Annotated in this window: 29 protein-coding genes; 11 read left to right on the top strand and 18 right to left on the bottom strand. The window is 62.1% G+C overall.

Annotation, left to right across the window (positions count from 1 at the left end):
• Nucleotides 1-117: 117 nt before the first annotated feature.
• From JN279_RS21910 to JN279_RS21880, 7 genes are all read right to left on the bottom strand, one after another.
• Nucleotides 118-885: a DeoR/GlpR family DNA-binding transcription regulator gene (locus JN279_RS21910; RefSeq protein ID WP_010909603.1), complete on the bottom strand. Its 768-nt coding sequence runs from the start codon at nucleotides 883-885 to the stop codon at nucleotides 118-120.
• A 126-nt stretch (nucleotides 886-1,011) separates the two neighbouring features.
• Nucleotides 1,012-2,424, bottom strand: a complete 1,413-nt coding sequence (locus JN279_RS21905; protein WP_202350218.1) for a pyridoxal phosphate-dependent decarboxylase family protein — start codon at nucleotides 2,422-2,424, stop codon at nucleotides 1,012-1,014.
• 110 nt (nucleotides 2,425-2,534) lie between these two features.
• A complete protein-coding gene (locus JN279_RS21900; RefSeq protein WP_095200110.1) occupies nucleotides 2,535-3,266 on the bottom strand; it encodes a peptidase in 732 nt (243 codons plus the stop codon).
• Between the two features lie 30 nt (nucleotides 3,267-3,296).
• A complete protein-coding gene (locus tag JN279_RS21895; protein WP_202350217.1) occupies nucleotides 3,297-4,088 on the bottom strand; it encodes a transglutaminase family protein in 792 nt (263 codons plus the stop codon).
• A gap of 7 nt (nucleotides 4,089-4,095) precedes the next feature.
• Nucleotides 4,096-5,037, bottom strand: coding sequence for an alpha-E domain-containing protein (locus JN279_RS21890; protein ID WP_202350216.1), 942 nt, complete (start codon nucleotides 5,035-5,037; stop codon nucleotides 4,096-4,098).
• A 21-nt stretch (nucleotides 5,038-5,058) separates the two neighbouring features.
• The gene (locus JN279_RS21885) at nucleotides 5,059-6,471 is read right to left on the bottom strand and encodes a circularly permuted type 2 ATP-grasp protein (RefSeq protein ID WP_032933458.1); all 1,413 of its coding nucleotides are present in this window, start codon (nucleotides 6,469-6,471) and stop codon (nucleotides 5,059-5,061) included.
• Between the two features lie 170 nt (nucleotides 6,472-6,641).
• Complete coding sequence (locus tag JN279_RS21880) at nucleotides 6,642-6,878, bottom strand: Lrp/AsnC family transcriptional regulator (protein WP_010909609.1); 237 nt, start codon at nucleotides 6,876-6,878, stop codon at nucleotides 6,642-6,644.
• 317 nt (nucleotides 6,879-7,195) lie between these two features.
• On the opposite strand from JN279_RS21880, the gene JN279_RS21875 reads away from it, so the two are divergent.
• The gene (locus tag JN279_RS21875) at nucleotides 7,196-7,609 is read left to right on the top strand and encodes a DUF4864 domain-containing protein (protein ID WP_202350215.1); all 414 of its coding nucleotides are present in this window, start codon (nucleotides 7,196-7,198) and stop codon (nucleotides 7,607-7,609) included.
• Between the two features lie 4 nt (nucleotides 7,610-7,613).
• On the opposite strand, the gene tgt is transcribed toward JN279_RS21875, so the two are convergent.
• From tgt to coaD, 7 genes are read right to left on the bottom strand one after another with little or no spacing between them, the layout of a single operon-like run.
• Complete coding sequence (gene tgt, locus JN279_RS21870; protein WP_202350214.1) at nucleotides 7,614-8,744, bottom strand: tRNA guanosine(34) transglycosylase Tgt; 1,131 nt, start codon at nucleotides 8,742-8,744, stop codon at nucleotides 7,614-7,616.
• On the bottom strand, nucleotides 8,737-9,006 hold the full coding sequence (locus JN279_RS21865) for a hypothetical protein (protein WP_202350213.1): 270 nt from the start codon (nucleotides 9,004-9,006) through the stop codon (nucleotides 8,737-8,739). Before JN279_RS21865 ends, tgt begins: the two co-directional genes overlap by 8 nt.
• A complete protein-coding gene (gene queA, locus JN279_RS21860) occupies nucleotides 8,996-10,084 on the bottom strand; it encodes a tRNA preQ1(34) S-adenosylmethionine ribosyltransferase-isomerase QueA (protein ID WP_202350212.1) in 1,089 nt (362 codons plus the stop codon). The genes JN279_RS21865 and queA overlap by 11 nt, the downstream gene beginning before the upstream one ends.
• A complete protein-coding gene (locus JN279_RS21855) occupies nucleotides 10,084-10,533 on the bottom strand; it encodes a DMT family transporter (protein ID WP_096446365.1) in 450 nt (149 codons plus the stop codon). The genes queA and JN279_RS21855 overlap by 1 nt, the downstream gene beginning before the upstream one ends.
• A 12-nt stretch (nucleotides 10,534-10,545) precedes the next feature.
• Nucleotides 10,546-11,058 (bottom strand): peptidylprolyl isomerase, encoded by a 513-nt coding sequence (locus JN279_RS21850; protein WP_056576829.1) that lies wholly within the window; start codon nucleotides 11,056-11,058, stop codon nucleotides 10,546-10,548.
• Nucleotides 11,059-11,088: 30 nt separating this feature from the next.
• On the bottom strand, nucleotides 11,089-11,676 hold the full coding sequence (locus JN279_RS21845; RefSeq protein WP_096446367.1) for a peptidylprolyl isomerase: 588 nt from the start codon (nucleotides 11,674-11,676) through the stop codon (nucleotides 11,089-11,091).
• A 17-nt stretch (nucleotides 11,677-11,693) separates the two neighbouring features.
• Nucleotides 11,694-12,194 carry a pantetheine-phosphate adenylyltransferase gene (coaD, locus tag JN279_RS21840; RefSeq protein ID WP_096446369.1) on the bottom strand — a complete coding sequence of 167 codons (501 nt, stop codon included), beginning with the start codon at nucleotides 12,192-12,194 and terminating at the stop codon, nucleotides 11,694-11,696.
• 194 nt (nucleotides 12,195-12,388) lie between these two features.
• Between coaD and JN279_RS21835 the strand changes: the two genes are divergently transcribed.
• Nucleotides 12,389-12,541, top strand: a complete 153-nt coding sequence (locus JN279_RS21835) for a hypothetical protein (protein WP_019858284.1) — start codon at nucleotides 12,389-12,391, stop codon at nucleotides 12,539-12,541.
• Nucleotides 12,542-12,609: 68 nt separating this feature from the next.
• On the opposite strand, the gene gyrA is transcribed toward JN279_RS21835, so the two are convergent.
• Entirely contained in the window at nucleotides 12,610-15,411 is a 2,802-nt protein-coding gene (gene gyrA / locus JN279_RS21830) for a DNA gyrase subunit A (RefSeq protein ID WP_202350211.1), read from the bottom strand.
• 175 nt (nucleotides 15,412-15,586) lie between these two features.
• Between gyrA and JN279_RS21825 the strand changes: the two genes are divergently transcribed.
• Nucleotides 15,587-17,323 carry a SulP family inorganic anion transporter gene (locus JN279_RS21825; protein WP_202350210.1) on the top strand — a complete coding sequence of 579 codons (1,737 nt, stop codon included), beginning with the start codon at nucleotides 15,587-15,589 and terminating at the stop codon, nucleotides 17,321-17,323.
• Nucleotides 17,320-17,943 carry a ParB-like protein gene (locus JN279_RS21820; protein WP_096446373.1) on the top strand — a complete coding sequence of 208 codons (624 nt, stop codon included), beginning with the start codon at nucleotides 17,320-17,322 and terminating at the stop codon, nucleotides 17,941-17,943. Before JN279_RS21825 ends, JN279_RS21820 begins: the two co-directional genes overlap by 4 nt.
• Here the strand turns inward: JN279_RS21820 and JN279_RS21815 are convergent.
• Nucleotides 17,907-18,794: a helix-turn-helix transcriptional regulator gene (locus tag JN279_RS21815; protein WP_202350209.1), complete on the bottom strand. Its 888-nt coding sequence runs from the start codon at nucleotides 18,792-18,794 to the stop codon at nucleotides 17,907-17,909. The genes JN279_RS21820 and JN279_RS21815 overlap by 37 nt on opposite strands.
• Nucleotides 18,795-18,879: 85 nt before the next feature.
• On the opposite strand from JN279_RS21815, the gene JN279_RS21810 reads away from it, so the two are divergent.
• The 3 genes from JN279_RS21810 (at nucleotide 18,880) to JN279_RS21800 (ending at nucleotide 20,550) form a co-directional block, all read left to right on the top strand.
• Nucleotides 18,880-19,407, top strand: coding sequence for a hypothetical protein (locus tag JN279_RS21810; protein ID WP_202350208.1), 528 nt, complete (start codon nucleotides 18,880-18,882; stop codon nucleotides 19,405-19,407).
• Nucleotides 19,408-19,439: 32 nt separating this feature from the next.
• The gene (locus JN279_RS21805; protein WP_202350207.1) at nucleotides 19,440-19,817 is read left to right on the top strand and encodes a VOC family protein; all 378 of its coding nucleotides are present in this window, start codon (nucleotides 19,440-19,442) and stop codon (nucleotides 19,815-19,817) included.
• A gap of 103 nt (nucleotides 19,818-19,920) precedes the next feature.
• Nucleotides 19,921-20,550, top strand: coding sequence for a MarC family protein (locus tag JN279_RS21800; protein WP_023670949.1), 630 nt, complete (start codon nucleotides 19,921-19,923; stop codon nucleotides 20,548-20,550).
• A gap of 50 nt (nucleotides 20,551-20,600) precedes the next feature.
• On the opposite strand, the gene JN279_RS21795 is transcribed toward JN279_RS21800, so the two are convergent.
• On the bottom strand, nucleotides 20,601-21,026 hold the full coding sequence (locus tag JN279_RS21795; RefSeq protein WP_202350206.1) for an OsmC family protein: 426 nt from the start codon (nucleotides 21,024-21,026) through the stop codon (nucleotides 20,601-20,603).
• Between the two features lie 148 nt (nucleotides 21,027-21,174).
• Nucleotides 21,175-21,693 carry a single-stranded DNA-binding protein gene (locus JN279_RS21790; protein ID WP_096446383.1) on the bottom strand — a complete coding sequence of 173 codons (519 nt, stop codon included), beginning with the start codon at nucleotides 21,691-21,693 and terminating at the stop codon, nucleotides 21,175-21,177.
• A 227-nt stretch (nucleotides 21,694-21,920) separates the two neighbouring features.
• Between JN279_RS21790 and JN279_RS21785 the strand changes: the two genes are divergently transcribed.
• From JN279_RS21785 to JN279_RS21770, 4 genes are all read left to right on the top strand, one after another.
• Nucleotides 21,921-22,235: an ArsR/SmtB family transcription factor gene (locus JN279_RS21785; RefSeq protein ID WP_010909628.1), complete on the top strand. Its 315-nt coding sequence runs from the start codon at nucleotides 21,921-21,923 to the stop codon at nucleotides 22,233-22,235.
• A 14-nt stretch (nucleotides 22,236-22,249) separates the two neighbouring features.
• Entirely contained in the window at nucleotides 22,250-22,720 is a 471-nt protein-coding gene (locus tag JN279_RS21780) for an SRPBCC family protein (protein WP_244734075.1), read from the top strand.
• A 22-nt stretch (nucleotides 22,721-22,742) separates the two neighbouring features.
• Nucleotides 22,743-23,348, top strand: coding sequence for an ATP-dependent Clp protease proteolytic subunit (locus tag JN279_RS21775; RefSeq protein ID WP_202350204.1), 606 nt, complete (start codon nucleotides 22,743-22,745; stop codon nucleotides 23,346-23,348).
• Nucleotides 23,349-23,828: 480 nt separating this feature from the next.
• Nucleotides 23,829-24,083 carry a hypothetical protein gene (locus JN279_RS21770; RefSeq protein WP_202353892.1) on the top strand — a complete coding sequence of 85 codons (255 nt, stop codon included), beginning with the start codon at nucleotides 23,829-23,831 and terminating at the stop codon, nucleotides 24,081-24,083.
• Nucleotides 24,084-24,125: the final 42 nt, after the last annotated feature.

The following is a 24,125-nucleotide window of genomic DNA, read 5'->3' as shown; positions in this document are numbered from 1 at the left end:
CACGATTTCGCATTGCACCATTTTTGGTCTTTTGCGAAACCGTGTCGGAATTATTTCGAACTCATAACGAATGTCAAACGAAATATCGCAGGCCCGTGAGACGATCGTGAAAAGGCCTCATCCCAGCGAGGTCTCGATCAGCTGAACCTCGGCCTCCTGGCAGATCTTGCGCACCGAGGGGATGTCGCAGCGGTCGGTGATAAAGGTGTTGACCTGCGACAGGTGACCGATGCGCACCGGCGCCGTGCGCTCGAACTTGGTCTGATCGGAGACCAGAATCACATGCCTGGCATTGGCGATGATCGCCTGCGCCACCTTGACCTCGCGAAAATCGAAGTCGAGCAAGGCGCCGTCATGGTCGATGGCCGAAGCGCCGATAACGGCGTAGTCGACCTTGAACTGCCTGATGAAATCGACCGCCGCCTCGCCGACGACGCCGCCGTCCGAACCTCGCACCACCCCGCCCGCGATCACCACCTCGATCGATGGATAGATGCGCATCCTATTGGCAACATTGATATTATTGGTGATGACCATCAGGCCGTTGTGGTCGAGCAGCGCCTTGCTGACCGCCTCCGTCGTGGTGCCGATGTTGATGAACAGCGAGGCGTTGTCCGGGATCAGCCTGGCCGCCGCGCGGCCAATCGCTTCCTTCTCGTCCGCGGCGATCTTGCGCCTGGCCTCATACTCCATGTTCTCGATACCGGACGGGAACAATGCTCCGCCATGGATGCGCGAAAGCAGCCGCTGGTCGCAGAGATCGTTGAGATCCTTGCGGATGGTCTGCGGCGTCACGTTGAAATGTGTGGCCAGATCGTCGACCAGCACGCGGCCATGGTCCTTGGCCATCTGGATGATCTCGGCATGGCGCGGCGACAGATACATTGCAAGCTCCCGTTTTTCGTTTTTCTTGTCTATAGCTGAAAACGAAAGCAATGAAAAGGTATAAGCCGGCTAAGGGAAATCACCTGATTGCAAAGGAAAACTCCTGCGCAATCCAATATTGGCCTTTCAGACCATGCTGCGCGCGATTTCGGTGATGACCGCAAAAGCCGTATCAACATCGCTTGCCGTCGCTTCGAACTGGCCGACCTGGAAGCGGATGGCCGCCTGCCCGTCGACCCTCGTCTGCGTCAGGTAAATGCGGCCATCGTCGTTGATCGCATTGACCAGCCGCAGATTGTGAGCGTCGGCATCAGCGCTTGAGGCCGACTTGTGCCGGAACGAAAACAGCGACAGCATCGGTTCGCTGACGATCTCGAAATCGGGCTCCTCGGCCAGTCGCGCGGCAAGGCCTTCGCTCCAGGCGACATGGTTGCGGATCATCGCCCGCAGGTTCTCCAGCCCGTGGGCGCGCAGAAGGAACCACAGTTTCAGGGCGCGGAAGCGGCGGCCGAGCGGCACCGACCATTCGGAATAGTTGATGATGCCGTCATGGCCGTGGGTCTTCAAATAGTCCGGCTTGATCGCAAGCGTCCTGACATGGCTTTCGGGGTCGCGCAGGAACTGGATCGAGCAATCGAACTGCGCGCCCAGCCATTTGTGCGGATTGAAGACGATCGAATCGGCGCCTTCGACGCCAGTCCAGAAATGCCGGTATTCCGGGCAGATCATCGCCGACCCGGCCCACGCCGCATCGACATGGAGGTAGAGCCCATGCCGCTTGGCGACCGCGGCGACCGCCGCGATGTCATCCGTGCCGCCCGTGCTGGTGCCACCGACGCAAGCGATGATGCCCGCCGGCATCAGGCCGGCTTGCCGGTCGGCCATGATGGCTGCTTCCAGGGCAGCGGTGTCCATGGCACGAAAGCGGCCGGAGACCGGAATGCGCACCAGATTGTCCTCGCCGATGCCCGAGACCCAGATCGCCCGGTCGATCGACGTGTGCACCTGATCCGAGGAATAGATGCGCAACCGCCCCTGCCCGGCCATGCCCTTTTTGTTGCCTTGCCAGTCCAGCGCACGCTCGCGCATGGTCAGCACGGCGTTGAGAGTCGCCGATGATGCCGAATCCTGGATCACGCCGGAAAACCCGTCAGGCAGGCCGAGCGCCTGCCGCATCCAGTCGACGGTGCGCGTCTCAAGTTCGGTCGCCGCCGGCGACGTTTGCCAAAGCATGCATTGCGCGGCCATTGCCGAGACCAGATACTCTGCCACCACGGAGACCGGCGCCGCATTGGCCGGGAAATAGGCGAAGAAGCGTGGGTGCTGCCAATGCGTCATCCCCGGCACGATCTTCTCTTCGAAGTCGGCAAAGATCCTGTCCATCGGTTCGGCGTCTTCGGGCGGCGAGGCCTCTATGCTTCTGAAAATGTCACCCGGTTCGACCAGCGGCCGCACCGGCCGCTCGCGCAAAGTGTCGCGATAGTCAGCGCCCCAGTCGGCGGCACGCTGCGACCATTGCCGGAACTCGTTGTTGTCCATCCTGTCCTCCCGACACGATCGCAATGCCGGCGCGCTTCGCCCGGCTCTCAAATTCCATAAATAATTAACATGTGAAATATATGCAAGCGCCAGCAGCTGCCGCCCGCGCCCTACCCCGGAAAATCCGGCAGGCTGGCAAAAGCCGCCTTCAGCGCATTCGACCAGCCATCGGAGATCGTGCGGTAATACTGGTCGTCCTGGCCGATGCGCTTCTTCAGGCCGACCTTGAAAGAATCCTTTTCCATGAACAGCAGATCGAGCGGTAGGCCGACCGACAGGTTCGACTTGAGCGTCGAATCGAACGACACCAGCAGCAGCTTCACCGTCTCGGCCAGGCTCATCGTGCGCTCATAGGCGCGGATGATGATCGGCTTGCCGTATTTGGTCTCGCCGATCTGGAAGAATGGGGTGTCGTCGGTCGATTCGATGAAATTGCCCTCGGGATAGATCATGAACAGCCGCGGCGGACTGCCCTTGATCTGCCCGCCCAGGATGAAGGAGGCGTTGAAATAGGAATCGGCCTTCTCGCCGGCGGGAGACGCCTGTGCGATCACCTCTTTCACCGTATCGCCGACCAGCCGCACCGTCTGGTACATGGATGGCGTTTCGAGCAGCTTCTCGTGGCGGTCGGTCACTGCCTTGGTGCGTTCGTCAAGCAGGCTGACCACGGCCTGCGTGGTCGCCAGATTGCCGGCCGACATCAAGACGATAACGCGCTCGCCGGGCTGCTCCCAGACATGCATCTTCTTGAAGGTCGAGATCGAATCCATGCCGGCATTGGTGCGCGTGTCCGACATGAACACGAGCCCGCGATCGATCTTCAAGCCGACGCAATAGGTCATGGAATCTCTTTTGGCACTAATCCTTGCGGATTACTGCTCTACCGTGACGGTGACCGCAAGCCGTTCTTCCGCCTGTCCCAGTCGAATTCCCGACACCGGCGAGGCGTCGCGGTAGTCGCGGCCGGTGGCCACCTTCACATAGCGTTCGTCGGGAGAAATACCGTTGGCTGGATCAAAGGCAACCCAGCCGAGGCCCGGAACATGCGATTCGGCCCACGCATGGCTTGCCGCCTGCTCGACGGCATCCATCATCAGATAGCCGCTGATGTAGCGCGACGGAAATCCCATGGCGCGCGCAGCGGCGGCAAAGATATGGCTATGGTCCTGGCAAACCCCGGTTTTCAACGCCAGAGCCTCTTCGGCCGGGGTCGTCGCATTGGTGGTGCCCGGCGTATAGGCGACGCGTTCGCCGATCATGGCCATCAGCCGGTGCAGCCTTTCGATATCGGTGCCCGTGCCCACCGCCTCGGCAAGATCACGGATGCCGCTGCCTATGGTGGTCAGCTGTGTCTCCTGCGCGAACAACCACAGCGGCGCGAAGCCCTGATGTGGCCCGCAAACGCCTGTTGTGTCGCGCGTCACCACTTCGCCCGATGCCTCGACCGTGATGAAGTCGTGGTCGCCCTCGACGCTCAGCAGTCTTGTGTCGTTGCCGTAATGGTCGGTAAACCGCACTTCCTCGCGCGCGCCTTCGACCTTCAGCGCCCAGGACAGCACCGTCTGTGTCTGCCCGCTCACCGGCAACAGCCGTAGCCGCTGCAGCAGATATTGCACCGGTGCGTCGTAGCGATATTCGGTCCGGTGCGTGATCTTGAGTCGCATGGAGCCCTCAATAGAACCTGTAGTCCTGCGCGATTTCATCGCCGAGCCTGGTGTTGTCGCGAATGAAACCGGCGAGGAACTCGTGCAGACCCGCGTCGAATATATCCTTGATCGACCCGGCCCTCAGCATGGCTTGCGTTTTTTCCGCCGTCGCGTGGCAGGCATGGCGTTCGCCGTAATCGTCGCTGAGGAATTTCAGGTGTTCGGACAGGAAGCGATAGCAAAAGGTCAGCGAACGCGGCATGCGCACATTGAGGATCAGGTAGTCGGCGATGTTGGTCGGTTTGTAATCGGCATCATAGACCCAACGATAGGAGCGATGCGCCGAAACCGAGCGCAGGATCGATTCCCACTGATAGTTGTCGAGTGTCGAGCCGACCCAGGAGATCGACGGCAACAGAACGTAATATTTCACGTCGAGGATACGCGCCGTGTTGTCGGCACGCTCGACGTAGGTGCCGAGCTGCGAGAAGTCGAAAATCTCGTTGCGCAGCATGGTGCCGTAGAACGAGCCGCGGATCAGCGCCGTTTCGCGCTTGATGGCATCGAGCACGCTTGGCAGGTCGCGCTCGTCGATCGGCCTCGCCAGCATCCGCTTCAGCGACATCCAGGCTTCGTTGATGCTTTCCCAGGTCTCGCGGGTCAGCGCGGTGCGCACCATGCGGGCATTGTTACGGGCCGTCTCGATCGACGACATCGTGCTCGACGGGTTCGAGGTGTCGCGCAGCAGGAAATCGGCGACATCAGCCGCCGTATAGTCCTGGTATTTCTGTTTGAAGGCGACATCGGAGCCGGCGCTGAGCAGCACCGAATTCCACTCTTCCGAGGCACTCTGGGTGCGGGTCAGCGCCATACGCAGCCCCGCATCGACCAACCGCGCCATGTTTTCAGCCCGCTCAATGTAGCGGTTCATCCAGTACAGTCCGTTGGCGGTCCGGCCTAAAAGCATCCAAAAACCTTCACATGAAAATCAATCATCCAGCACCCAGGTATCCTTGGTACCGCCGCCTTGCGAGGAATTGACGACCAGCGAGCCTTCCTTCAGCGCAACGCGCGTCAGGCCACCGGGCACGATCTGGATGCGATCGGACACCAGCACGTAGGGTCGGAGATCGACGTGGCGCGGCGCCAGTCCCTTGTCGGTCAGGATCGGACAGGTCGACAGCGCCAGTGTCGGCTGGGCGATATAGTTCGAAGGCTTCGCCGCCAGCTTCTTGGCGAAGGCCTCGCACTCCTTCTTGGTCGCCGCCGGGCCGACCAGCATGCCGTAGCCGCCGGAGCCGTGCACTTCCTTGATCACCAGTTCATGGATGTGCTCGAGCACATATTTCAGGCTGTCCGGCTCCGAACAGCGCCAGGTCGGGATGTTGCCGAGGATGGCCTTGCGGCCGGTGTAGAATTCGACGATCTCGGGCATGTAGGAATAGATCGCCTTGTCGTCGGCGATACCGGTGCCCGGCGCATTGGCGATAGTGATGTTGCCGGCGCGGTAGACATCCATGATGCCGGGTATGCCAAGGGCCGAATCCGGCCGGAAGGTCAGCGGGTCGAGGAAGGAATCATCGACGCGGCGGTAGAGCACGTCGATTTGCTTGTAGCCTTCGGTCGTGCGCATCGCGACATGGCCGTCGACGACGCGCAGATCCTGGCCCTCGACCAATTGCACGCCCATCTGGTCGGCAAGGAAGGCGTGCTCGAAATAGGCGGAATTGAAACTGCCTGGCGTCAGCACGGCGATGGTCGGCGCGCCCTTGGTGCTCTGCGGACGAACCGCTGCCAGCGACTGGCGCAGCAGCTGCGGGTAGTTCTCCACCGGCCGCACCTTGATCTTCTGGAACAGCTCGGGGAACAGCTGCATCATCGTCTCGCGGTTCTCCAGCATGTAGGAGACGCCCGACGGCGTGCGTGCATTGTCTTCCAATACGTAGAACTCGTCCTCGCTGATGCGCACGATATCGACGCCGATGATGTGGGTGTAAACGCCCGCCGGCGGCCGCACCCCGATCATCTCCGGCAGGAACGCCTCGTTTTTGGCGATCAGGTCCCTGGGAACCCGGCCCGCGCGCAGAATCTCCTGGCGGTGATAGATATCGTCGAGGAAGGCGTTCAGCGCCTGCACACGCTGCTCGATGCCTTGCGTCAGGCGCCGCCACTCATTGCCTGAAATGATGCGCGGAACGATATCGAACGGGATCAGCCGTTCGGACGCCTCCTGCTCGCCATAGACGGCGAAGGTGATGCCGGTCTTGCGGAAGACGCGTTCGGCGTCCTGCATCTTCTCGGTAAGTCTGGCTGGATCCTGCTCCTTCAGCCAGCGGTCATAAGCCGAATACGGTCTTCTCAATCCGGAGACTTCCGGAAGCATTTCATCGAACGCTGCCAATCGCATACTCCCCTGTGACACCATTTCACTGGCGTCGCCGGAGAAAATCAAGCGCAATCGGTGATTTGGGGGATCCGGACGATCAGTATGTTGCAGCTGCCTAAAATTGAGGCAGCTGAAATATGACCTTGATCAGGCTTTGCCTCGTGCCCGGGCAGATGCCTTCCCGCCTAGAAGGCGCGGAAGGTGACGACCGTAAACGTGTCCTTGATGCCGGGGAGAATCTGCACCTTCTCGTTGACGAAATGGCCGACGTCTTCCTCGTCATCGACATAGAATTTGGCGAGCAGGTCGTAATTGCCGGCGGTGGAGTAGATCTCCGAGGCGATCTCGGCATCGGCAAGCGCGCTGGCAACCTCATAGGATTTGCCGAGCTCGCATTTGATCTGCACGAAAAACGCCTTCATGGCTTCGTCCCGCTAAACGTCCAAGTCCAAGCGGCCCTTCTGGCAGACTGGAGGCGGCCTTTCAAGCACTGGAATGCGCACTTAGCCGGCGCGGGCCCCGGCCACGGCCTCGCGCAGCTCGGCAAACGGCATGCCGCGATTGAACCGCCGGCCGCCGACGAGCACCTCACCTTGAAGGACGCTTGAGCATCGGAATCAGCCACAACGAGACGAATATTCACGGCCGCTGAAACCGTGAAGCGTCGTCACGCGTATGTTAGGATGTCTCCTGGCACAGCTTTCCGGAGGCATCTTTCGAGGGACAATGGAGACAGGCCATGCGCCGCGCCTTTTTCGCATTCGCGTTTGTCATGCTGACGTCCTCGGCCTTTGCCGGCGATGCCGAAATCAAGGCAGGCCAAGCCGTCATCGATGGCCAGTTGAAGGCGCTGCTGGCCGATGACGGCGCCAAGGCCTACAGCTTCGCCGCTCCCAACGTGAAGCAGGTGTTCCCGACCGTCGACGCTTTCATGAACATGGTGACCAATGGCTACCCGCCGGTGCGCAAGCCGCAGTCCTATGCCTTCGGCAAGGTCGAGCAGACAGGTCCAGGATCGATCATCCAGCAGGTGCTGATCGTCGGCCCCGACGGCAAGGATTATGAGGCGGTCTACACGCTGCAGCAGCAGCCCGACGGCACCTTCCAGATCACGGGCTGCAGCCTGCGGGCGTCGAACTCGCTGAGCACCTGAGGTTTTACAGGACGGGAATGTCGCCCCTCGCCCAGCCTTCTGATATCTCAGCCGCACGCGCGTCGAAGCTACCGATTTCGATCGCCGCGCGGATGTCCTGCATCAGCTTTTGATAATAGGAAAGATTGTTCCAGGTGAGCAGCATCGCGCCGAGCGCCTCCTGCGAGCGCACCAGATGGTGCAGATAGGCGCGCGAATAATCCCGCGCTGCCGGGCAGTCGCTTTCCTCGTCGAGCGGGCGCGGATCATCGGCGTGGCGGGCGTTGCGCAGATTGACCTTGCCGCGCCTTGTGTAGGCAAGACCGTGCCGACCGGCCCGCGTCGGCATCACGCAATCGAACATGTCGATGCCGCGCGCCACCGATTTCAGGATATCGTCGGGCGTGCCGACGCCCATGAGATAGCGCGGCTTGTCAGCAGGCAGTTCCGGACAGGTGATCTCGAGCATCTCTAGCATTACCGCTTGCGGTTCGCCGACGGCCAGCCCACCGACGGCGTAGCCCTTCAGGCCCATCGCGCTCAGCGCCTGCGCCGAGCGCACCCTGAGCGCTGAATTGTCACCGCCCTGCACGATGCCGAACATCGCCTTGCCCGGCTGGTCCCCAAACGCCGTCTTGCAGCGCTCGGCCCAGCGCAGCGACAGTTCCATGGCGCGCTCGATCTCTTTCAGCTCGGCTGGCAGCGCCGTGCATTCGTCGAGCTGCATCTGGATGTCGGAATCGAGCAGGCCCTGGATCTCGATAGAGCGCTCCGGCGACATCTCGTAGGCGGCGCCATCAATGTGCGAACGGAAGGTCACGCCCTTTTCGGTCAACTTCCTCAGCTTCGACAGCGACATCACCTGAAAACCGCCACTGTCGGTCAGGATCGGATGCGGCCAGCGGGCGAATTCATGCAAACCGCCAAGCCGCGCCACGCGCTCGGCGCCTGGCCGCAGCATCAGATGGTAGGTGTTGCCCAGGATGATGTCGGCACCGACGCCGCGCACCTGATCCATATACATCGTCTTGACGGTGCCGCCGGTGCCGACCGGCATGAAGGCGGGCGTACGGATCTCGCCGCGCGGCATGTCGATCACACCGCGCCGCGCCTTGCCGTCGGTGGCGAGGACCTTGAAGCTGAACGGCTTAGCCATTGAATTCCTTGTCGTGGATCGGCGCGTCAGGCGCCTGTCTGTCGAGCGACTGGCGGTATTGCACGCAGCCGCGCATGAATTTGGGCCAGGGCGGCACGGCGATCGACGGCTCGGTCTTCTCCGGCAGCAGCTCCCACAGATCGGGGTGGTGCCAGCACAGATCATGGCCCGACGTATCGCGATGCGCGCGAATGCCGGCGCGCAGTTTCTTCACCTCGGCGATCAGGGCATCGCGATCAAGGGTTTGCAGGTCATCGTCCATCGCTGATCTCCGCTCGATACAGCAGGCTTGCGTCTCCATAGGAGTAGAACCTGTAGCGGTTCGCAATGGCATGCGCATAGGCGGCACGCATCGTGCCGAGGCCGCTGAAGGCCGAAACCAGCATGAACAGCGTCGAACGCGGCAGATGGAAATTGGTCATCAGCATGTCGGCCGTGCGAAAGCGGTAGCCGGGCGTGATGAAGATATCGGTCGGCCCAGACCACGCAGGCACCGTACCGTCTTCACGCGCGGCACTCTCCAGCAGCCGCAGCGAGGTCGTGCCGACGGCGATGATGCGCCCGCCCCTCGCTTTGGCCGCGTTCAGCGCGTCGGCTGTTTCCCGGCCGACCGAACCGGTCTCGGCATGCATCTTGTGGTCGGCTGTGTCGTCCGCCTTGACCGGCAGGAACGTGCCTGCGCCGACATGCAAGGTGACGAAGTGGCGTTCGACACCCTTGGCGTCGAGCGCTGCAAACAGCTCCGGCGTGAAATGCAGGCCGGCAGTGGGCGCAGCAACGGCGCCTTCCTCCCTTGCATAAATGGTCTGGTAGTCGGCCCGGTCGCGCTCGTCGTCATCGCGCTTCGAAGCGATGTAGGGCGGCAGCGGAATGTGACCGACCGCGTGCAGCGCCTCATCGAGGAACGGCCCCGACAGGTCGAAGCCAAGCAGCGCCTCGCCGCCCTCGCCCTTCTCGATCACCGTGGCATCGAGCTGGCCCAGGAAGCAGGAATTGCCGTCATGGCCGAAATGGATGCGGTCGCCGGCGGCAATGCGCTTGCCCGGCCGCATGAACGCCAGCCACCGGTCCGGCGCCACGCGCATGTGCAGTGTCGCCTCGACTTGCGCCTGCGCTTCGCCCCGCCGCCTTATGCCTTTCAATTGCGCCGGAATGACCTTGGTATCGTTGAAAACCAGCACATCGCCGGCTCTGAGCAAGGATGGCAGGTCGCCAACCCTGCGGTCGTCGAGTGCCTCGCCTGGCTTGACCACGAGCATTTTGGCGCTGTCGCGCGGCTCCGCCGGGCGAAGCGCGATGCGCTCCTCCGGCAGGTCGAAGTCAAAGAGATCGACGCGCATCAGTAGAGCCGGATAAGCAGCGCTCCGGCCAAGAGCAGCACCGCGCCGGCGACGCGGCCGAGCGAGATTTCACGCACCGCGACGCCAAGGAAGCCGACGCGGTCGACGAGCATGCCGGCCAGCAGCTGGCCGGCCACCAGGAACGCCATCAGCGCCGCGGCCCCGATGCGGGGCGTCAGGATTGTCGAGAGCGTGACGTAGAAGCCGCCAAGCATGCCGCCGGCGACGAACAGCCAGGGCGCCGGCGCCTTCCAGTCAAGCGAAAGGTCCTGCAGCCTGACCACCGCGAAGGCGATGATACCGAGCACGACAGCGCCCGACAGGAACGAAAACGCAGCCGCCGCGACCGGGAGACCCAGGCCGCGCGCGAGTTGCGAATTGATCGGGGCCTGAATGGCAATGAAGGCGCCGGACAGGATGCCGAGAAGCGACCAGACGACGCCCATCATTGTCGTTTTGCCTTACTTGACGTCGGCCGCGACCTTCAGCGACACGATCTTGTCGGGATCGACCACCGGCTCGCCGCGCTTGATCTTGTCGACATTGTCCATGCCTTCGATGACCTGGCCCCAGACCGTGTACTGGCGGTTGAGGAAGGCGGCATCGTCGAAGCAGATGAAGAACTGCGAATTGGCCGAGTTCGGGTTCTGCGCACGCGCCATCGAGCAGGTGCCGCGGCCATGGTTGGCGTTGGAGAACTCAGCCTTCAGATCCGGCTTGTCGGAACCGCCCATGCCGGCGCGGGAAGGCGCAAAGGTCGGCTTGTTCGAATTGCCGAACTTCACATCGCCGGTCTGCGCCATGAAGCCGTCGATGACACGGTGGAAGACCACGCCGTCATAGGCGCCTTCCCTGGCCAGTTCCTTGATGCGGGCGACATGGCCGGGCGCCAGGTCGGGGAAAAGTTCGATGACGACCTTGCCCTTGGTCGTTTCCAGGATGAGCGCGTTTTCGCGGTCCTTGATCTCAGCCATGTCAGATATCCTTTTGTTCAAAAACAGAAATTATTTGTCGGCGGCTATGCGCACCTTGATCATCCGGTCAGGGTCGGAGACCGTGCCGTTGTCCGCCTCGTCACCCTTCTTGATGTGGTCCACCAGCTCCATGCCGCTGACGACATTGCCGACGATGGTGTACTGGCCGTCGAGCGGCGGTGCCGGTGCGAACATGATGAAGAACTGCGAATTGGCGGAGTTCGGATCTTGCGAGCGGGCCATGCCGACCACGCCGCGCTTATAATGCTCGGTCTGCGAGAATTCGGCAGGCAGGTCAGGCAGGTCCGAACCGCCGGTGCCGACGGCCTGGGCGTTAAAACCCTTGTTCATGTTGCCGAACTTGACGTCGCCGGTCTGCGCCATGAAGCCGTCGATGACGCGGTGGAAAGCGACATTGTCATAGGCATGGTCACGCACGAGCTTCTTGATCTGCGCGACATGCTTGGGCGCCAGATCAGGCCGCAGCGCGATGGTGACGTCACCATCCTTCAGCGTGATGATCATGGTGTTTTCCGGGTCGGCGGCATAGGCCGAGACAGACGCGGTCACGAGACCGGCAAGCACGACAAAGAACGAGGCGAGCCTTTTGAGCTGCATGAGGATTTTCTCCGAGCTTATTTCGCGAATTTGGCGGTGAGCGCGCCGGCAACAGCGGCCGGCACGAAGGGGCGGATGTCGCCTCCCATCGAAGCTATCTGGCGCACAAGTGTGGCGGTAATGGTGCGCACGGAAGGGCTGGCGGGCAGAAAAACCGTCTGCAGCTCGGGCGCCATGGTTTCGTTCATGCCGGCCATCTGCATCTCGTAGTCGAGATCGGTGCCGTCGCGCAGGCCGCGGATCATGATCGAAGCGCCCTGTTTCCTGGCGGCATCGATGACCAATCCGTCGAACGCAACGACCTTGATGCGGGCCCCGTCGCGGCCGAACTCGGCCTTGGTCGCGGCCTCGATCAGCGCTACCCGCTCCTCGAAGGAAAACAGCGGCTTCTTGCCCGGATGAATGCCGATCGCGGCATAGACGATGTCGGCAACGGCCAGCGACGCCTTCAGCACATCGAGATGGCCGTTGGTCAGCGGGTCGAAGGAGCCGGCGTAAAGGGCGGTGCGTTCAGTCATGGCAGGTGCTTCTAGCGAGCCTCTGTCGCAAAGGCAAATCCGATCGGCGCGAAGGCCGTGAACCTTTTCCGGCACATGAACGACAGATGAACACGCTGATCACGAAGCCTTCACGCAGCGTTCACTAGGTTGCACCTTAATAAGGTGAAACCAAAATCCCATCTATCCGTTGTAAGGCGCAGGAGAACACGCAAATGCTGATCTACATGCTCGCCACCGCAATGACAGTCGCCATGCTGATCGCCACCGTATTTGGGCTGCATCAGGAGGCACAACGCATCCGCGTCAAGGCAACCACCAAGCGCTTCGAAGGCTTCGGCCCTCGCAAGCCATATCGTCACTACTAAATCAGTCCAGACTTGCTGCCGCGCCGGCCAAGGGGCCGGCGTTGCTATATCAAAGCTTTCTCCAGGGCTTACTCAGCGCCGTCCGGACCAGCATTGCTCTCTGGAGCCGGCTCAGCGCCCCCTTCGACGATCTCTTCGCTTTCCTCGTCAGCTTGCGGCTCCGAGATGCGCTCGACCGAAACCACCTTCTCACCTTCAGCCGTATTGAAGATGGTCACGCCCTTGGTGGCGCGGCTGGCGAAGCGGATGCCGTTGACCGGCACCCGGATGACGGTGCCGCCGTCCGAAACCAGCATGATCTGATCGTCATTGCCGACCGGGAAGGTTGCCACCAGCCGGCCGATCTCCGCCACTTTCGACACATCGGTAGCGCGAATACCCTTGCCGCCGCGGCCGGTCAGGCGGAAATCGTAGGATGACGAGCGCTTGCCGTAGCCATACTCCGTTACCGTCAGCACGTACTGCTCATGGGCCTTGAGTTCTTCGTAACGGCTGTCGGAAAGCTCCGTCTCCTCGCCAATCTCCTCATTGGTGAGCGCGATCTCTTCCTCTTCCCCGGTCGTATCGGCGGCAAGCCGCCGCTCCGCCGCGGCGCGCTTGAGGTAAGCAGCGCGCTCCGCCGGTGAAGCATTCACATGCTCGATCACTGACATGGAGATAATGCGGTCGGTCTCAGCCATGGTGATGCCGCGTACGCCAACGGAATTGCGGCTCTGGAAGACGCGGACGTCACCAACCGAGAAGCGGATGCACTGACCGGAGCTCGCGGTCAAAAGCACGTCGTCATCGTCGGTGCAGGTCTCGACGCCGAGGATCTCGTCGCCTTCCTCCTCCAGCTTCATGGCGATCTTGCCATTGCGGTTGACCTGGACGAAGTCCGACAGCTTGTTGCGGCGCACGGTGCCGCGCGTGGTGGCAAACATGACGTCGAGCTCGCCCCAGCTGGTCTCGTCCTCGGGCAGCGGCATGATGGTGGTGATGCGCTCGCCCTGCTCCAGCGGCAGCATGTTGATCAGCGCCTTGCCGCGTGACTGCGGATTGCCGATCGGCAGCCGCCAGACCTTTTCCTTGTAGACGATGCCGCGCGATGAGAAGAACAGCACCGGCGTGTGCGTGTTGGCCACGAACAGCCGGGTAACAAAATCCTCTTCCTTGGTCGACATGCCGGAGCGGCCCTTGCCGCCGCGACGCTGCGCCCGGTAGAGCGACAGCGGCACGCGCTTGATGTAGCCGGAATGGCTCACCGTCACGACCATGTCCTCGCGCTGGATCAGGTCCTCGTCTTCCATATCCGCGCCACCGTCGGTGAGCTCGGTGCGGCGTGGCGTGCCGAACTCGTCGCGCACGGCTGCAAGCTCGTCCTTGACGATCTGTTGGACGCGAGCCCGGGACGACAGGATATCAAGGTAGTCCTTGATCTCGTCGCCGATCGTGTTCAACTCATCGGCGATTTCGTCGCGACCGAGCGCGGTCAGGCGCTGCAGACGCAGTTCGAGGATGGCGCGCGCTTGTTCCTCGGACAGATTGTAGGTGCCGTCCTCATTGATGCGATGGCGCGGATCGTCGATCAGAAGGATCAGCGATTCGACATCGCCGGCCGGCCAACGCCGCTCCATCAACTGCTCGCGCGCCGTCTGCGGGTCCGGCGCCGTGCGGATCAGCTTGATGACCTCGTCGATATTGGCGACGGCGATGGCCAGACCCACCAGCACATGGGCGCGGTCGCGCGCCTTGCGCAGCAGGAATTTCGTCCGCCTTGTGATGACCTCTTCGCGGAAGGTGACGAACGCCTTCAGCATGTCCGTCAGGGTCAGCAGTTCCGGCTTGCCGCCATTCAGCGCCACCATATTGGCGCCGAAAGAGGTCTGCAGCGGCGTGAAGCGGTAGAGCTGGTTGAGGATGACGTCGGCGACGGCATCGCGCTTCAGCTCGATGACGACGCGATAGCCCTGGCGGTCGCTTTCGTCACGGATGTCGGAAATGCCTTCTATGCGCTTGTCGCGCACCAATTCGGCCATCTTCTCGATCATCGAGGCCTTGTTCACCTGATAGGGAACCTCGGTGATGATGATCGATTCACGGTCGTTGCCGCGCTGCTCGATGTTGACCTTGCCGCGCATGACAATGGAGCCACGGCCGGTCGAATAGGCGCTATAGATGCCGGAACGGCCAAGCACGATGCCGCCGGTCGGGAAATCAGGGCCTGGAATGATCTCCATCAATGCCGGCAGGTCGATCGCCGGATTGTCGATGACGGCGATGGCGCCGTTGCAGACTTCGCCGAGATTGTGCGGCGGGATGTTGGTGGCCATGCCGACGGCGATGCCGCCGGAGCCATTGACCAGCAGATTGGGAAAGCGCGCCGGCAGAACCTTCGGTTCGGTGTCCGAGGCATCATAAGTGTCCTGGAAATCGACGGTGTCCTTGTCGATATCCTCCAGAAGCTCATGCGCGACCTTGGTCAGCCGCGATTCGGTATAGCGCATCGCCGCCGGCGGATCGCCGTCGATCGAGCCGAAATTGCCCTGCCCGTCGATCAGCGGCACGCGCAGCGACCAGTCCTGCGCCATGCGCACCAAGGCGTCGTAGATCGAGGCGTCGCCATGCGGATGGTATTTACCCATCACGTCGGCGACCGGGCGGGCCGACTTCACATATTTGCGGTTCCAGTGGTAGCCGCTCTCATGCGCCGCATAGAGAATGCGCCGATGCACCGGCTTCAGGCCGTCGCGCACATCGGGCAGCGCACGGCTGACGATCACGCTCATGGCGTAAGAAAGATAGGAGCTCTGCATCTCCTCGATGATGGAGATGGGCTCGATGCCGGTGGGGCCGCCGTCGGCGCCGCGCGGTGTCTTTTGGTCGGTCAAATTGGATCACAATCTAATCAGGAATCACTGACCGCTTATATAGGAAGCGAGGCCGAAACTCCAATATTCGCGGCACTTTTCCAGTGTCATTTTCGGTGGTAATTTCAAAAGGATACCGCAGATTGCGACGATATGGCCATCACGCTTTTCGCCGCCACCAAGGCAAAAGCCGGCAATGGACCAAATTCCCCAGGCAAAAGCCGCGAGCACCGTGAATTGGCGGTCGTGGCTGCCTTTGCGGGCGCTGAGCGGTTGGCAGGCCCGGGATCTCAATGGCGATCTGATCGCCGGCCTGACATTGGCCGCGATCGCCATTCCCGAGCAGATGGCAACCGCCCGGCTCGGCGGCTTTGCTCCCGAGATCGGCTTCTTCGCTTTTGTCGCCGGTTCGGTGGCCTTTGCCCTGTTCGGCGCCAATCGTCATCTCTCGGTGGGCGCGGATTCGACCATCACGCCGCTGTTCGCCGGCGGCCTGGCGCTGCTCGCCACATCAGGCTCGCCGCATTATTTGGCCCTGGCGGCCATGCTGGCATTGATGGTCGGCTTGATCGTGAGCTTGAGCGGCGTCTTTCGCCTCGGCTGGATTGCCGATCTCCTGTCAGTGCCGGTCACGACAGGGTTTCTGGCCGGCATCGCCGTCCACATTATCGTCTCGCAGATGCCAGGGCTGCTCGGCCTGCATTCCGAGAGCGGCGAAACCTTGCACCGTATCGGCGAGATTGCCGGCAGTCTCCATCTCACCAATCCCTGGAGCCTCGGGCTCGGCCTTGGCGTGTTCGCGATCGTGCTTGGCGCCGAGCGCATCAGCGCTCGCATCCCCGGCGCCTTGATCGGCATGGTGCTTGCCACGCTTGCGGTCATCGTTTTCGACCTCAGGAATCGCGGCGTCGAGGTGCTGGGCGCCTTGCCAAATGGCCTGCCGCGGGCCGGCCTGCCCCTTGTCAGCCTTAACGATGTGCAGGCGCTGGTGCCGCTGGCACTGCTGATCGCCATCGTCGTCATGGTGCAGACGGCGGCGACCTCGCGTTCCTTCGTGCCGCAACAAGGCGAGCCCGACGTCAATCGCGATTTCGTCGGCGTCGGCGCCGGCAGCATCGCGTCCGGCCTGTTCGGCGCCTTTGCCGTCAATGCCAGCCCGCCACGCACGGCAATCGTCTCCCAGTCGGGCGGCCGCTCGCAACTGTCCGGCCTCATTGCCGCGGCCATCGTGCTGGCGCTCGGCGCCTTTGGCGGCGGCCTGCTCGCCAATGTTCCGCAGGCCGCACTCGCCGGTGTCCTGATGTTCGTTGCCCAGCACATACTGCGCTGGAAGGTGTTCGCCGGCGTCTATCGGCAGGCTCCAGTCGAATTCCTGTTGATCCTGGTCACCATGGCCGCCATCGTCGTGCTGCCGATCGCAACCGGCGTGGCAGTCGGCATCGGCCTGTCGCTGCTGCACGGCATCTGGAGCGCAACGCGCACCGAGCCGATCGAACTGGAACACGTGCCGGGCACGTCCGTCTGGTGGCCGCCGGCCAAGCCGAGTGCCGGCGAGCAGCTCCCAGGCGTGCTGGTCGCGGCCTTCCAGGCACCGCTGTCCTTCGTCAATGCCGACCGCTTCAAGCGCGGCGTTTGCGACCTTGTCGATACCAGGCGCGAAACCGTGAAACTGGTCGTACTGGAGGCCAGCAACATCGTCGAAATCGACTACACCGCCGCGCAAGCCCTGATCGACACCATCCTTCACTGCCGCAAGGCGGGCGCGGTCTTTGCCATAGCGCGGCTGGAATCGCTGCGCGCCCAGGCCGCGCTGGCCCGGTTCGGTATTGCCGAAATGGTCGGCACGCAGCGCATATTCCACAGCGTCGACGCGGCGATCAAATCACTTGGTCCGGGGAAACAGCAACAGCAAGAACAGGATGGAGTGCCATGATTGACCCGCGAGAACCCATTGTCACCCCGGTTCCCGTCGAGGAATTGAGGCCGACGCAGATAACGGTCGGCATGCGGGAAGTTGCGTTGAAGCGCCAGATGATCCGGGAACAGGACGCAAAGAAGAAAACCGGCGCCTTTCTCGGCAAACACATGGTGCCGGTCGTATTAGGTCCCAAGAATCGCAACTACGTCACCGATCACCATCACCTTGCTCGCGCTTTGCTCGATGAGGGCGTCAAGGACGTGCTGGTGACCGTGATCAGCGACCTGTCCGCGCTCGACAAGGACGCGTTTCTTGTCGTGCTCGACAGCAGAGGCTGGATGCATCCGTTCGATGAGAACGGCCGGCGCCGCGATTACTCGGCAATTCCAAAGACGATCGGTGCACTGATCGATGATCCCTACAGGAGCATGGCCGGCGAGTTGCGTCGGCAAGGCGGCTTCGCCAAGGACACGACGCCGTTCAGCGAATTCATCTGGGCGGATTTCCTGCGTCGGCGCATCGACCGCAACGCGGTTGCGAAGAACTTCGACAAGGCGATGAAGGAGGCGTTGACGCTCGCCAAGGGCAAGGACGCTGACTATCTGCCCGGCTGGTGCGGCCCGACCTCCGATTGACCACGTCTCGGCCGAGGCGCGTGCATAGCGGTGCCGCCTGACCGGCGATAATCGCCTGGCGTCTCGCCCATGACGCGCCGGAACCGGCGGTTGAACGTCGACAGATCGTTGAAGCCGGCGTCGAAGGCGATCGCCGAGATCGCATCGTCCGACAGGCGCAGCCGCACCGCCGCCCGGTGCAGCCTGGTCTTGAGCAGGAACTGGTAAGGCGTCATCCCGGCGACCTGCCGGAAAATGCGCAGGAAATGATAGGGGCTGGTTGCCGTCTCATCCGCCAGCGCCGATAGCGAAACCGGCCCGTCGGCATCCAGTTCGATGCGTCTCACCGCTTCCGCCACGCGTTTCTGATCGCGGCGGCTCGGCGTGCGCAGGACAGGCGTGGCGCCGCAAGCAGTGGTCACAGCCGCGCCCGCAATGCGCAGGGAAAGCTCCTCGAAGGCGCCCCTGTCGGCCGTTTCGCGGGCGGCTTCCGCCTCCGCAAGCAGCGGCGCCAGGGCCGGCAAGGGCGGCAAGCGCGGCGCCTCGAAGCTGAGTGTTCGGGCGCCCGGCACGCCGGCGACGATCCGTTCCATGTAGGCCGGCTTGAAATGGAACGAGAGGCAGCGGTCGCCGCTGCCATGCTCGTGTCCGCATTCATAGCACGTGCCGGAATTGCCGAGCAGGAGTGCGCCCGGCGCCAGCATCGCGGTGCCTTGCTGCGCGCGGTAGCGGAACGTGCCGCTGGTGACCGCTGCAACACAGAAATCCTGATGGGCTTCCTCGAACGGCCGGTCGCCCACGCCGGCGGTGCAGATCACATCGGTGACGTGCCAGCCGGGACCGAATGCCAGAGTGCGGGTCGTCGCTGTCATGCCTGAAATATAGCAATTTTTCCCAAGCCCAGAACCCCGCCGGCGCCTACTCCTCTCGGTCTCATGACAGAAAGAGACCGCAGCCATGTTCGACCCTTTTGCCGAAGCCCTACACAGTCCCGGTCCGATCGACGGGCTTGCCGAGAAACTGAACCTTTACGGCCGCTTCGTCGGCGCCTGGACGTTCGACGCCTCACGCCACCTCGAGGACGGCACCGTGCTCACCGGGCGTGGCGAGGTGCATTTCGGCTGGGTGCTGGAAGGCCGCGCCGTCCAGGACGTCTGGATCCTGCCCGCGCGGGACGCCGTCCCCTCGCCGTCCCTTGGCAAATGGACGTTCTACGGCACGACGCTGCGGGTCTATGATCCCAGCGCGGATGCCTGGCACATTTTCTGGAGCGATCCTCGCAACCAGTATTTCAGCCGCCAGCTCGGCCGCGCCGAGGCCGACAGGATCGTGCAGGTCGGCGCCGACGGTACTGGCGCATCGGTGCGCTGGAGTTTCTCGCGGATCACCGAAAATTCCTTCCGCTGGCTCGGCGAGCGCTCGCACGACGGCGCGGACTGGCACCTCGAAGTCGAGTTCCTGGCGCGCCGTCAATCTGCAAGATGACGTCACAACCCTTTGTAACAATGGAGAAAACCATGTTCGATCATATCTCGATCGGCGTCCACGACGCCAACGCCTCGAAGCGCTTCTATGACGCAGCGCTGAAGCCAATCGGCTATATCTGTCTCAGCCAGTCGCCGGGCTCACTGGGTTACGGCGCCCAGAGTCCCGTGCTGTGGGTCAATGAGGCTCCGAGGCCTGTACCGGCGGACGAAAAATCCGGCCTGCATTTCTGCTTCGCCGCCCCGACTCGGGACAGCGTCGATGCTTTTCATGCCGGCGCGCTCCGCGAAGGCGGCAGCGATAATGGCCCGCCCGGCCTGCGCGCCGCCTATGGCGACAGCTACTATGCCGCCTTCGTCATCGACCCGGACGGCTACCGGCTCGAAGCTTATTGCGGCGCTGCCGGCTGACCCGTCGAGAGCCGTAGTTTCGCGGTTTCCGACTGTTCCCACCGACCGGGCTTTGCTCTACCACTATCGGAGCGCGGGCCTGGCCCGGCGGGAGGGGTCAGCGATGCCGAGTTTCGACAGCCTGTTCAATGCCTTCGTCACCATTCTCGTGACCATCGATCCGCCCGGGCTGGCGCCGCTGTTCCTCGCCGTGACACGCGGCATGAACCGCGAGGAGCGCCAGCAGGTTTCGGTGCGCGCCTCGATCATCGGCTTCCTGGTGATGGCGTTGTTCGCGGTGGCCGGTGCCTCGATCCTGTCGGTGTTCGGCATCACCCTGCCGGCTTTCCGCGTCGCCGGCGGCTTTCTGCTGTTCTTCATCGCCTTCGAAATGGTGTTCGAGAGGCGCCAGGACCGCAAGGAGAAGATCGGCGACGTCGCCATCACCAAGGACATGATTCACAACATCGCCGCCTTCCCGCTGGCGATCCCGCTGATCGCCGGTCCCGGCGCGATTTCAGCGACAGTGCTGCTTTCCGGCTCGTTTCAGGGTTTTGCTGCGCAGGCCGCACTGGTCGGCATCATCTTCGTCTGCCTCGCCATCACCTATCTGGTCTTCGTGCTGTCGGAACGCATCGACCGCATCCTCGGCCAGACCGGCCGCTCGATACTGACCCGCCTGCTGGGCGTCATCCTGGCGGCTCTGGCGGTACAGTTCGTCGCCGACGGCATCAAGGCGCTGATGGCCGGGTGAACGGCAGTCCCTACTGCCCTACTGCCCTACTGCCCTACTGCCCTACTGCCCTACTGCGCTGCCGTATCGATCACTTCAAAATCATGCGTGATCGTGGCCGTCTTGGCCATCATGGCGGAGGCCGAGCAATATTTTTCGATCGACAGGTCGATCGCCCGCTTGACCTTGTCGGGCGACAGCGCCCTACCTTTGACGATGAAATGCATATGGATGCGCGTGAACACCTTTGGCTCAGTCTCGGCCCGGTCGGCATCAAGCTCAACCACGCAGTCCTCGACCGCCTCGCGGCCTTTCTCCAGGATATGCACGACATCATAGGCCGAACAGCCGCCAGTGCCGATCAGCACCAGTTCCATCGGGCTCGGCCCAGGCGTCTTGCCTTCCGGCTTGGCCGCGGTTCCAAGCACCAGTTTATGGCCGCTGCCGGACTCGCCGATGAACGTCCGTTCCTCGACCCATTTTACGCGTGCCTTCACTGCTTTGTCCTTTCAGTCCCAGATCGCGCCTGTTATCAGGCCATATCAACAACGCAAAACCCCGAAAGTCCATGCAGGACCCTCGGGGTGTATCGATCACGCAACGTCAGTCATCTGGCGACGTCAGCCGTTTGGATGTTGCTCTCGATCAGAACGGGATTTCGTCGTCCAGCTCGCGCGACGAACCGCCGCCACCGCCGCCCCTGGGAGCGCCGCCGCCACGATTGAAGCTCTCGTTCGGGCTGGACTGGCCGAAATCGGAACCGCGGCTGCTGCCGCCGGAATAACCGCCGACCTGGCCGCCCTCGCCCTGGCCGCGAGCGTCGAGCATCTGCAGCTCGCCGCGGAATTTCTGCAGCACGACTTCCGTCGTGTACTTGTCGGCGCCGGTCTGGTCCTGCCATTTGCGCGTCTGCAGCTGGCCCTCGACATAAACCTTCATGCCCTTCTTCAGGTACTGCTCGGCCACCTTGGCGATGCCTTCATTGAAGATGACGACATTGTGCCATTCGGTCTTCTCCTTGCGCTCGCCGGAATTCTTGTCGCGCCAGCTTTCCGACGTGGCGATACGGATGTTGACGACCGGCTCGCCCGAGTTCAAGCGGCGGATTTCCGGATCCGCGCCGAGATTGCCGACCAGAATGACCTTGTTGACGCTACCCGCCATGATTTTTCTCCGCGCTCATCCGAAAACAAATTTTTGTCGCAGCACCTTACAGGCTGCGCACGTCTGCCGCCTGCTAAGGCTGGCTTTTCCCACAAGGTTTTTGTTCCCTTTTCGTTCCTATATGCACTGCTGCTGATTGTCAAGGAATGGCAGCAATGCCCGAGCCCATCATATGGGTCTCAAAACGGCGCTTGCCAAATCAATAAGTATCGACTTATGCTTTTGTCATGATCGAAGCAGAGATTTTCCGCGCCCTGGCCGACCCGACGCGCCGCGCCGTCTTCGAGCGTCTCGCCGCAGCTGAGATGAGCGTGTCGGAACTGCGCAGCGGCCTGACGGTATCGCAGCCTGCCGTGTCGCAGCATCTGGCGGTGCTGCGTGGCGCCGGCCTGGTGGTCGAGCGGCGGGCCGGCCGCAACGCCTATTACCGCGCCGATCCGCAGGGGCTTGCCCCCCTGCTCTCCTGGATCGAACGCTACCGGACCTTCTGGCCCGAGCGCATCGAGAGGCTGAAGACGGTTTTGAAGGACATGGATCAATGAAGGATTTGAGATCAATGAGCACCCAAAGCGAAGCTGCTCCGGATGCGCTGGAGTTCGAATACGATCTCGCCGAACCACCGGAAAAGGTGTGGCGGGCGCTGACCGTGCCGGAATTGCTCGCCGCCTGGATGATGCCGAACGACATCAGGCCGGAAATCGGCAGCCGTTTTGCCTTCGCGAGACCGGAGGCCCCGATCGAATGCGAAATCCTAGACGCCGAGCCCGAGCGCTTGCTGCGCTATTCCTGGCGCGAACAGCCACGCGATGCCACGCGGCAGGAGCCGCTCGACAGCGTCGTCACCTTCACACTCGCCCGCACCGTTTCCGGCGGCACGCATCTGCGCATTGTCCATGACGGTTTTGCTGGGAAAGCGATGCCTGCCGTCGCCATGGCGGGCGCCGGCTGCCGGCTTTCGCTCGGATTGCGCGGGGCCGGAACACCCATCGCCGCGAACACACCGCGCCTTCTGCTGCGCGCAGCCTGAACCTGGAAATCGGAGACGAAAAATGAGCGGTCTTGCCAGTCTGGTGCCGATGGTGATCGAGCAATCGAGCCGCGGCGAACGCGCCTTCGACATTTTCTCGCGGCTGCTGCGCGAGCGCATCGTCTTCATCAATGGCGAGATCAACGACGACGTCTCGGCGCTGGTCTGTGCGCAGCTCCTGTCGCTGGAATCGGACAATCCCGACAAGGAGATCTCGCTCTACATCAACTCGCCGGGCGGCGTGGTGACCAGCGGCTTCGCCATCTACGACACGATGCAATATGTCAGCTGCCCGGTATCGACCGTCTGCATGGGATTTGCCGCCTCGATGGGCTCATTCCTGCTGATGGCGGGCACGCCGGGGCGCCGCATCGCGCTGCCCAACGCCACCGTCCTCTTGCACCAGCCGCTCGGCGGCTTTCAGGGCCAGGCTTCCGATATCCAGCGCCATGCCGAACGGATCGGCAAGACCAAACAGCGCATGGCCGAACTCTATGCCCAGCATTGCGGCCGCAGCTATGAGGAGGTCGAACGCACGCTGGACCGAGACCATTTCATGACCGCCCGGGAAGCACAGGCATGGGGCATTGTCGATCACGTCTTCGACACGCGCAAGAAAGCGGCATAGGCAGATTTTGGTCGGCATCCACACACATCAATTAAATGCAGATGTACCAAATGAAGAAAATGATTTTCATCACCTATCAATAAATTCGGCGTCAATTGAATCCATTGAATTATGAACAGAGGCATAAATGCCGAAGCCTACCGATCCAAACAAACGAGCATTCCGCGCTATATTAGCTATAACAGGAATATGCCTGGCATTTTTATTGCTAGTTAATGTTCCCGGCGGGTTTGAATGTCTGGCGCGTGGCGGCGACGTGCGAATGCAAGGTATATCCATTCGCTGCTACATGGATTTTAGCAACTGGCAACCAGGCGAGCCAGCACGTCCTGCGTTAGACTAATATGGAAATTTGAAGAACTTGAAGCCTGATCACCACATTGGAGGCTGACGGCGTCGCGCCCATTTCGCCGCCGCCGTCTGGCTTCGTATTGAGCGCGGCACTATAGTCGTGCCATGCGCCACCGCCTGAACAGACTGATGACAGCCATTGCGATTACCGCCGCGACGTCCGGCGGGGCTTTTGCCGGGGACAGTACCTCCCAGTCGCCGAAAGGCGCCCTGCCCGGCGTGAGCGGCGATTATCGCATCGCCAAGCCGGCACCCCAGCCCGAACCCGACAACGCATTCCCCAGCGACGGGAACGGCACGTTCAAGATCGGCGATACCGATGTCAGGATTTCCGGTAGCATCACCGTCGATATGGCCACGGGCGGGATCAAGCCGCCGAGATAACCAGCGCCATTTCTGGCGACGCTTCGCTGCAAAAGAACAGCC

Source organism: Mesorhizobium sp. 113-1-2, from assembly GCF_016756475.1.
GTDB classification, from domain to species: Bacteria; Pseudomonadota; Alphaproteobacteria; order Rhizobiales; family Rhizobiaceae; genus Mesorhizobium; species Mesorhizobium loti_C.
Note: the sequence above shows the minus strand (reverse complement) of the source record. Positions and strands in the feature narration are given on the sequence as shown.

Excerpts from the sequence above, each read along its gene's own strand:
- JN279_RS21910 (WP_010909603.1), bottom strand. The coding sequence starts at position 885 with ATGTATCTGTCGCCGCGCCATGCCGAGATCATCCAGATGGCCAAGGAC.
- JN279_RS21905 (WP_202350218.1), bottom strand. The coding sequence starts at position 2,424 with ATGGACAACAACGAGTTCCGGCAATGGTCGCAGCGTGCCGCCGACTGG.
- JN279_RS21900 (WP_095200110.1), bottom strand. The coding sequence starts at position 3,266 with ATGACCTATTGCGTCGGCTTGAAGATCGATCGCGGGCTCGTGTTCATG.
- JN279_RS21895 (WP_202350217.1), bottom strand. The coding sequence starts at position 4,088 with ATGCGACTCAAGATCACGCACCGGACCGAATATCGCTACGACGCACCG.
- JN279_RS21890 (WP_202350216.1), bottom strand. The coding sequence starts at position 5,037 with ATGCTTTTAGGCCGGACCGCCAACGGACTGTACTGGATGAACCGCTAC.
- JN279_RS21880 (WP_010909609.1), bottom strand. The coding sequence starts at position 6,878 with ATGAAGGCGTTTTTCGTGCAGATCAAATGCGAGCTCGGCAAATCCTAT.
- JN279_RS21875 (WP_202350215.1), top strand. The coding sequence starts at position 7,196 with ATGCGCCGCGCCTTTTTCGCATTCGCGTTTGTCATGCTGACGTCCTCG.
- tgt (WP_202350214.1), bottom strand. The coding sequence starts at position 8,744 with ATGGCTAAGCCGTTCAGCTTCAAGGTCCTCGCCACCGACGGCAAGGCG.
- JN279_RS21865 (WP_202350213.1), bottom strand. The coding sequence starts at position 9,006 with ATGGACGATGACCTGCAAACCCTTGATCGCGATGCCCTGATCGCCGAG.
- queA (WP_202350212.1), bottom strand. The coding sequence starts at position 10,084 with ATGCGCGTCGATCTCTTTGACTTCGACCTGCCGGAGGAGCGCATCGCG.
- JN279_RS21855 (WP_096446365.1), bottom strand. The coding sequence starts at position 10,533 with ATGATGGGCGTCGTCTGGTCGCTTCTCGGCATCCTGTCCGGCGCCTTC.
- JN279_RS21850 (WP_056576829.1), bottom strand. The coding sequence starts at position 11,058 with ATGGCTGAGATCAAGGACCGCGAAAACGCGCTCATCCTGGAAACGACC.
- JN279_RS21845 (WP_096446367.1), bottom strand. The coding sequence starts at position 11,676 with ATGCAGCTCAAAAGGCTCGCCTCGTTCTTTGTCGTGCTTGCCGGTCTC.
- coaD (WP_096446369.1), bottom strand. The coding sequence starts at position 12,194 with ATGACTGAACGCACCGCCCTTTACGCCGGCTCCTTCGACCCGCTGACC.
- JN279_RS21835 (WP_019858284.1), top strand. The coding sequence starts at position 12,389 with ATGCTGATCTACATGCTCGCCACCGCAATGACAGTCGCCATGCTGATC.
- JN279_RS21825 (WP_202350210.1), top strand. The coding sequence starts at position 15,587 with ATGGACCAAATTCCCCAGGCAAAAGCCGCGAGCACCGTGAATTGGCGG.
- JN279_RS21820 (WP_096446373.1), top strand. The coding sequence starts at position 17,320 with ATGATTGACCCGCGAGAACCCATTGTCACCCCGGTTCCCGTCGAGGAA.
- JN279_RS21815 (WP_202350209.1), bottom strand. The coding sequence starts at position 18,794 with ATGACAGCGACGACCCGCACTCTGGCATTCGGTCCCGGCTGGCACGTC.
- JN279_RS21810 (WP_202350208.1), top strand. The coding sequence starts at position 18,880 with ATGTTCGACCCTTTTGCCGAAGCCCTACACAGTCCCGGTCCGATCGAC.
- JN279_RS21805 (WP_202350207.1), top strand. The coding sequence starts at position 19,440 with ATGTTCGATCATATCTCGATCGGCGTCCACGACGCCAACGCCTCGAAG.
- JN279_RS21800 (WP_023670949.1), top strand. The coding sequence starts at position 19,921 with ATGCCGAGTTTCGACAGCCTGTTCAATGCCTTCGTCACCATTCTCGTG.
- JN279_RS21790 (WP_096446383.1), bottom strand. The coding sequence starts at position 21,693 with ATGGCGGGTAGCGTCAACAAGGTCATTCTGGTCGGCAATCTCGGCGCG.
- JN279_RS21785 (WP_010909628.1), top strand. The coding sequence starts at position 21,921 with ATGATCGAAGCAGAGATTTTCCGCGCCCTGGCCGACCCGACGCGCCGC.
- JN279_RS21780 (WP_244734075.1), top strand. The coding sequence starts at position 22,250 with ATGAGCACCCAAAGCGAAGCTGCTCCGGATGCGCTGGAGTTCGAATAC.
- JN279_RS21775 (WP_202350204.1), top strand. The coding sequence starts at position 22,743 with ATGAGCGGTCTTGCCAGTCTGGTGCCGATGGTGATCGAGCAATCGAGC.
- JN279_RS21770 (WP_202353892.1), top strand. The coding sequence starts at position 23,829 with ATGACAGCCATTGCGATTACCGCCGCGACGTCCGGCGGGGCTTTTGCC.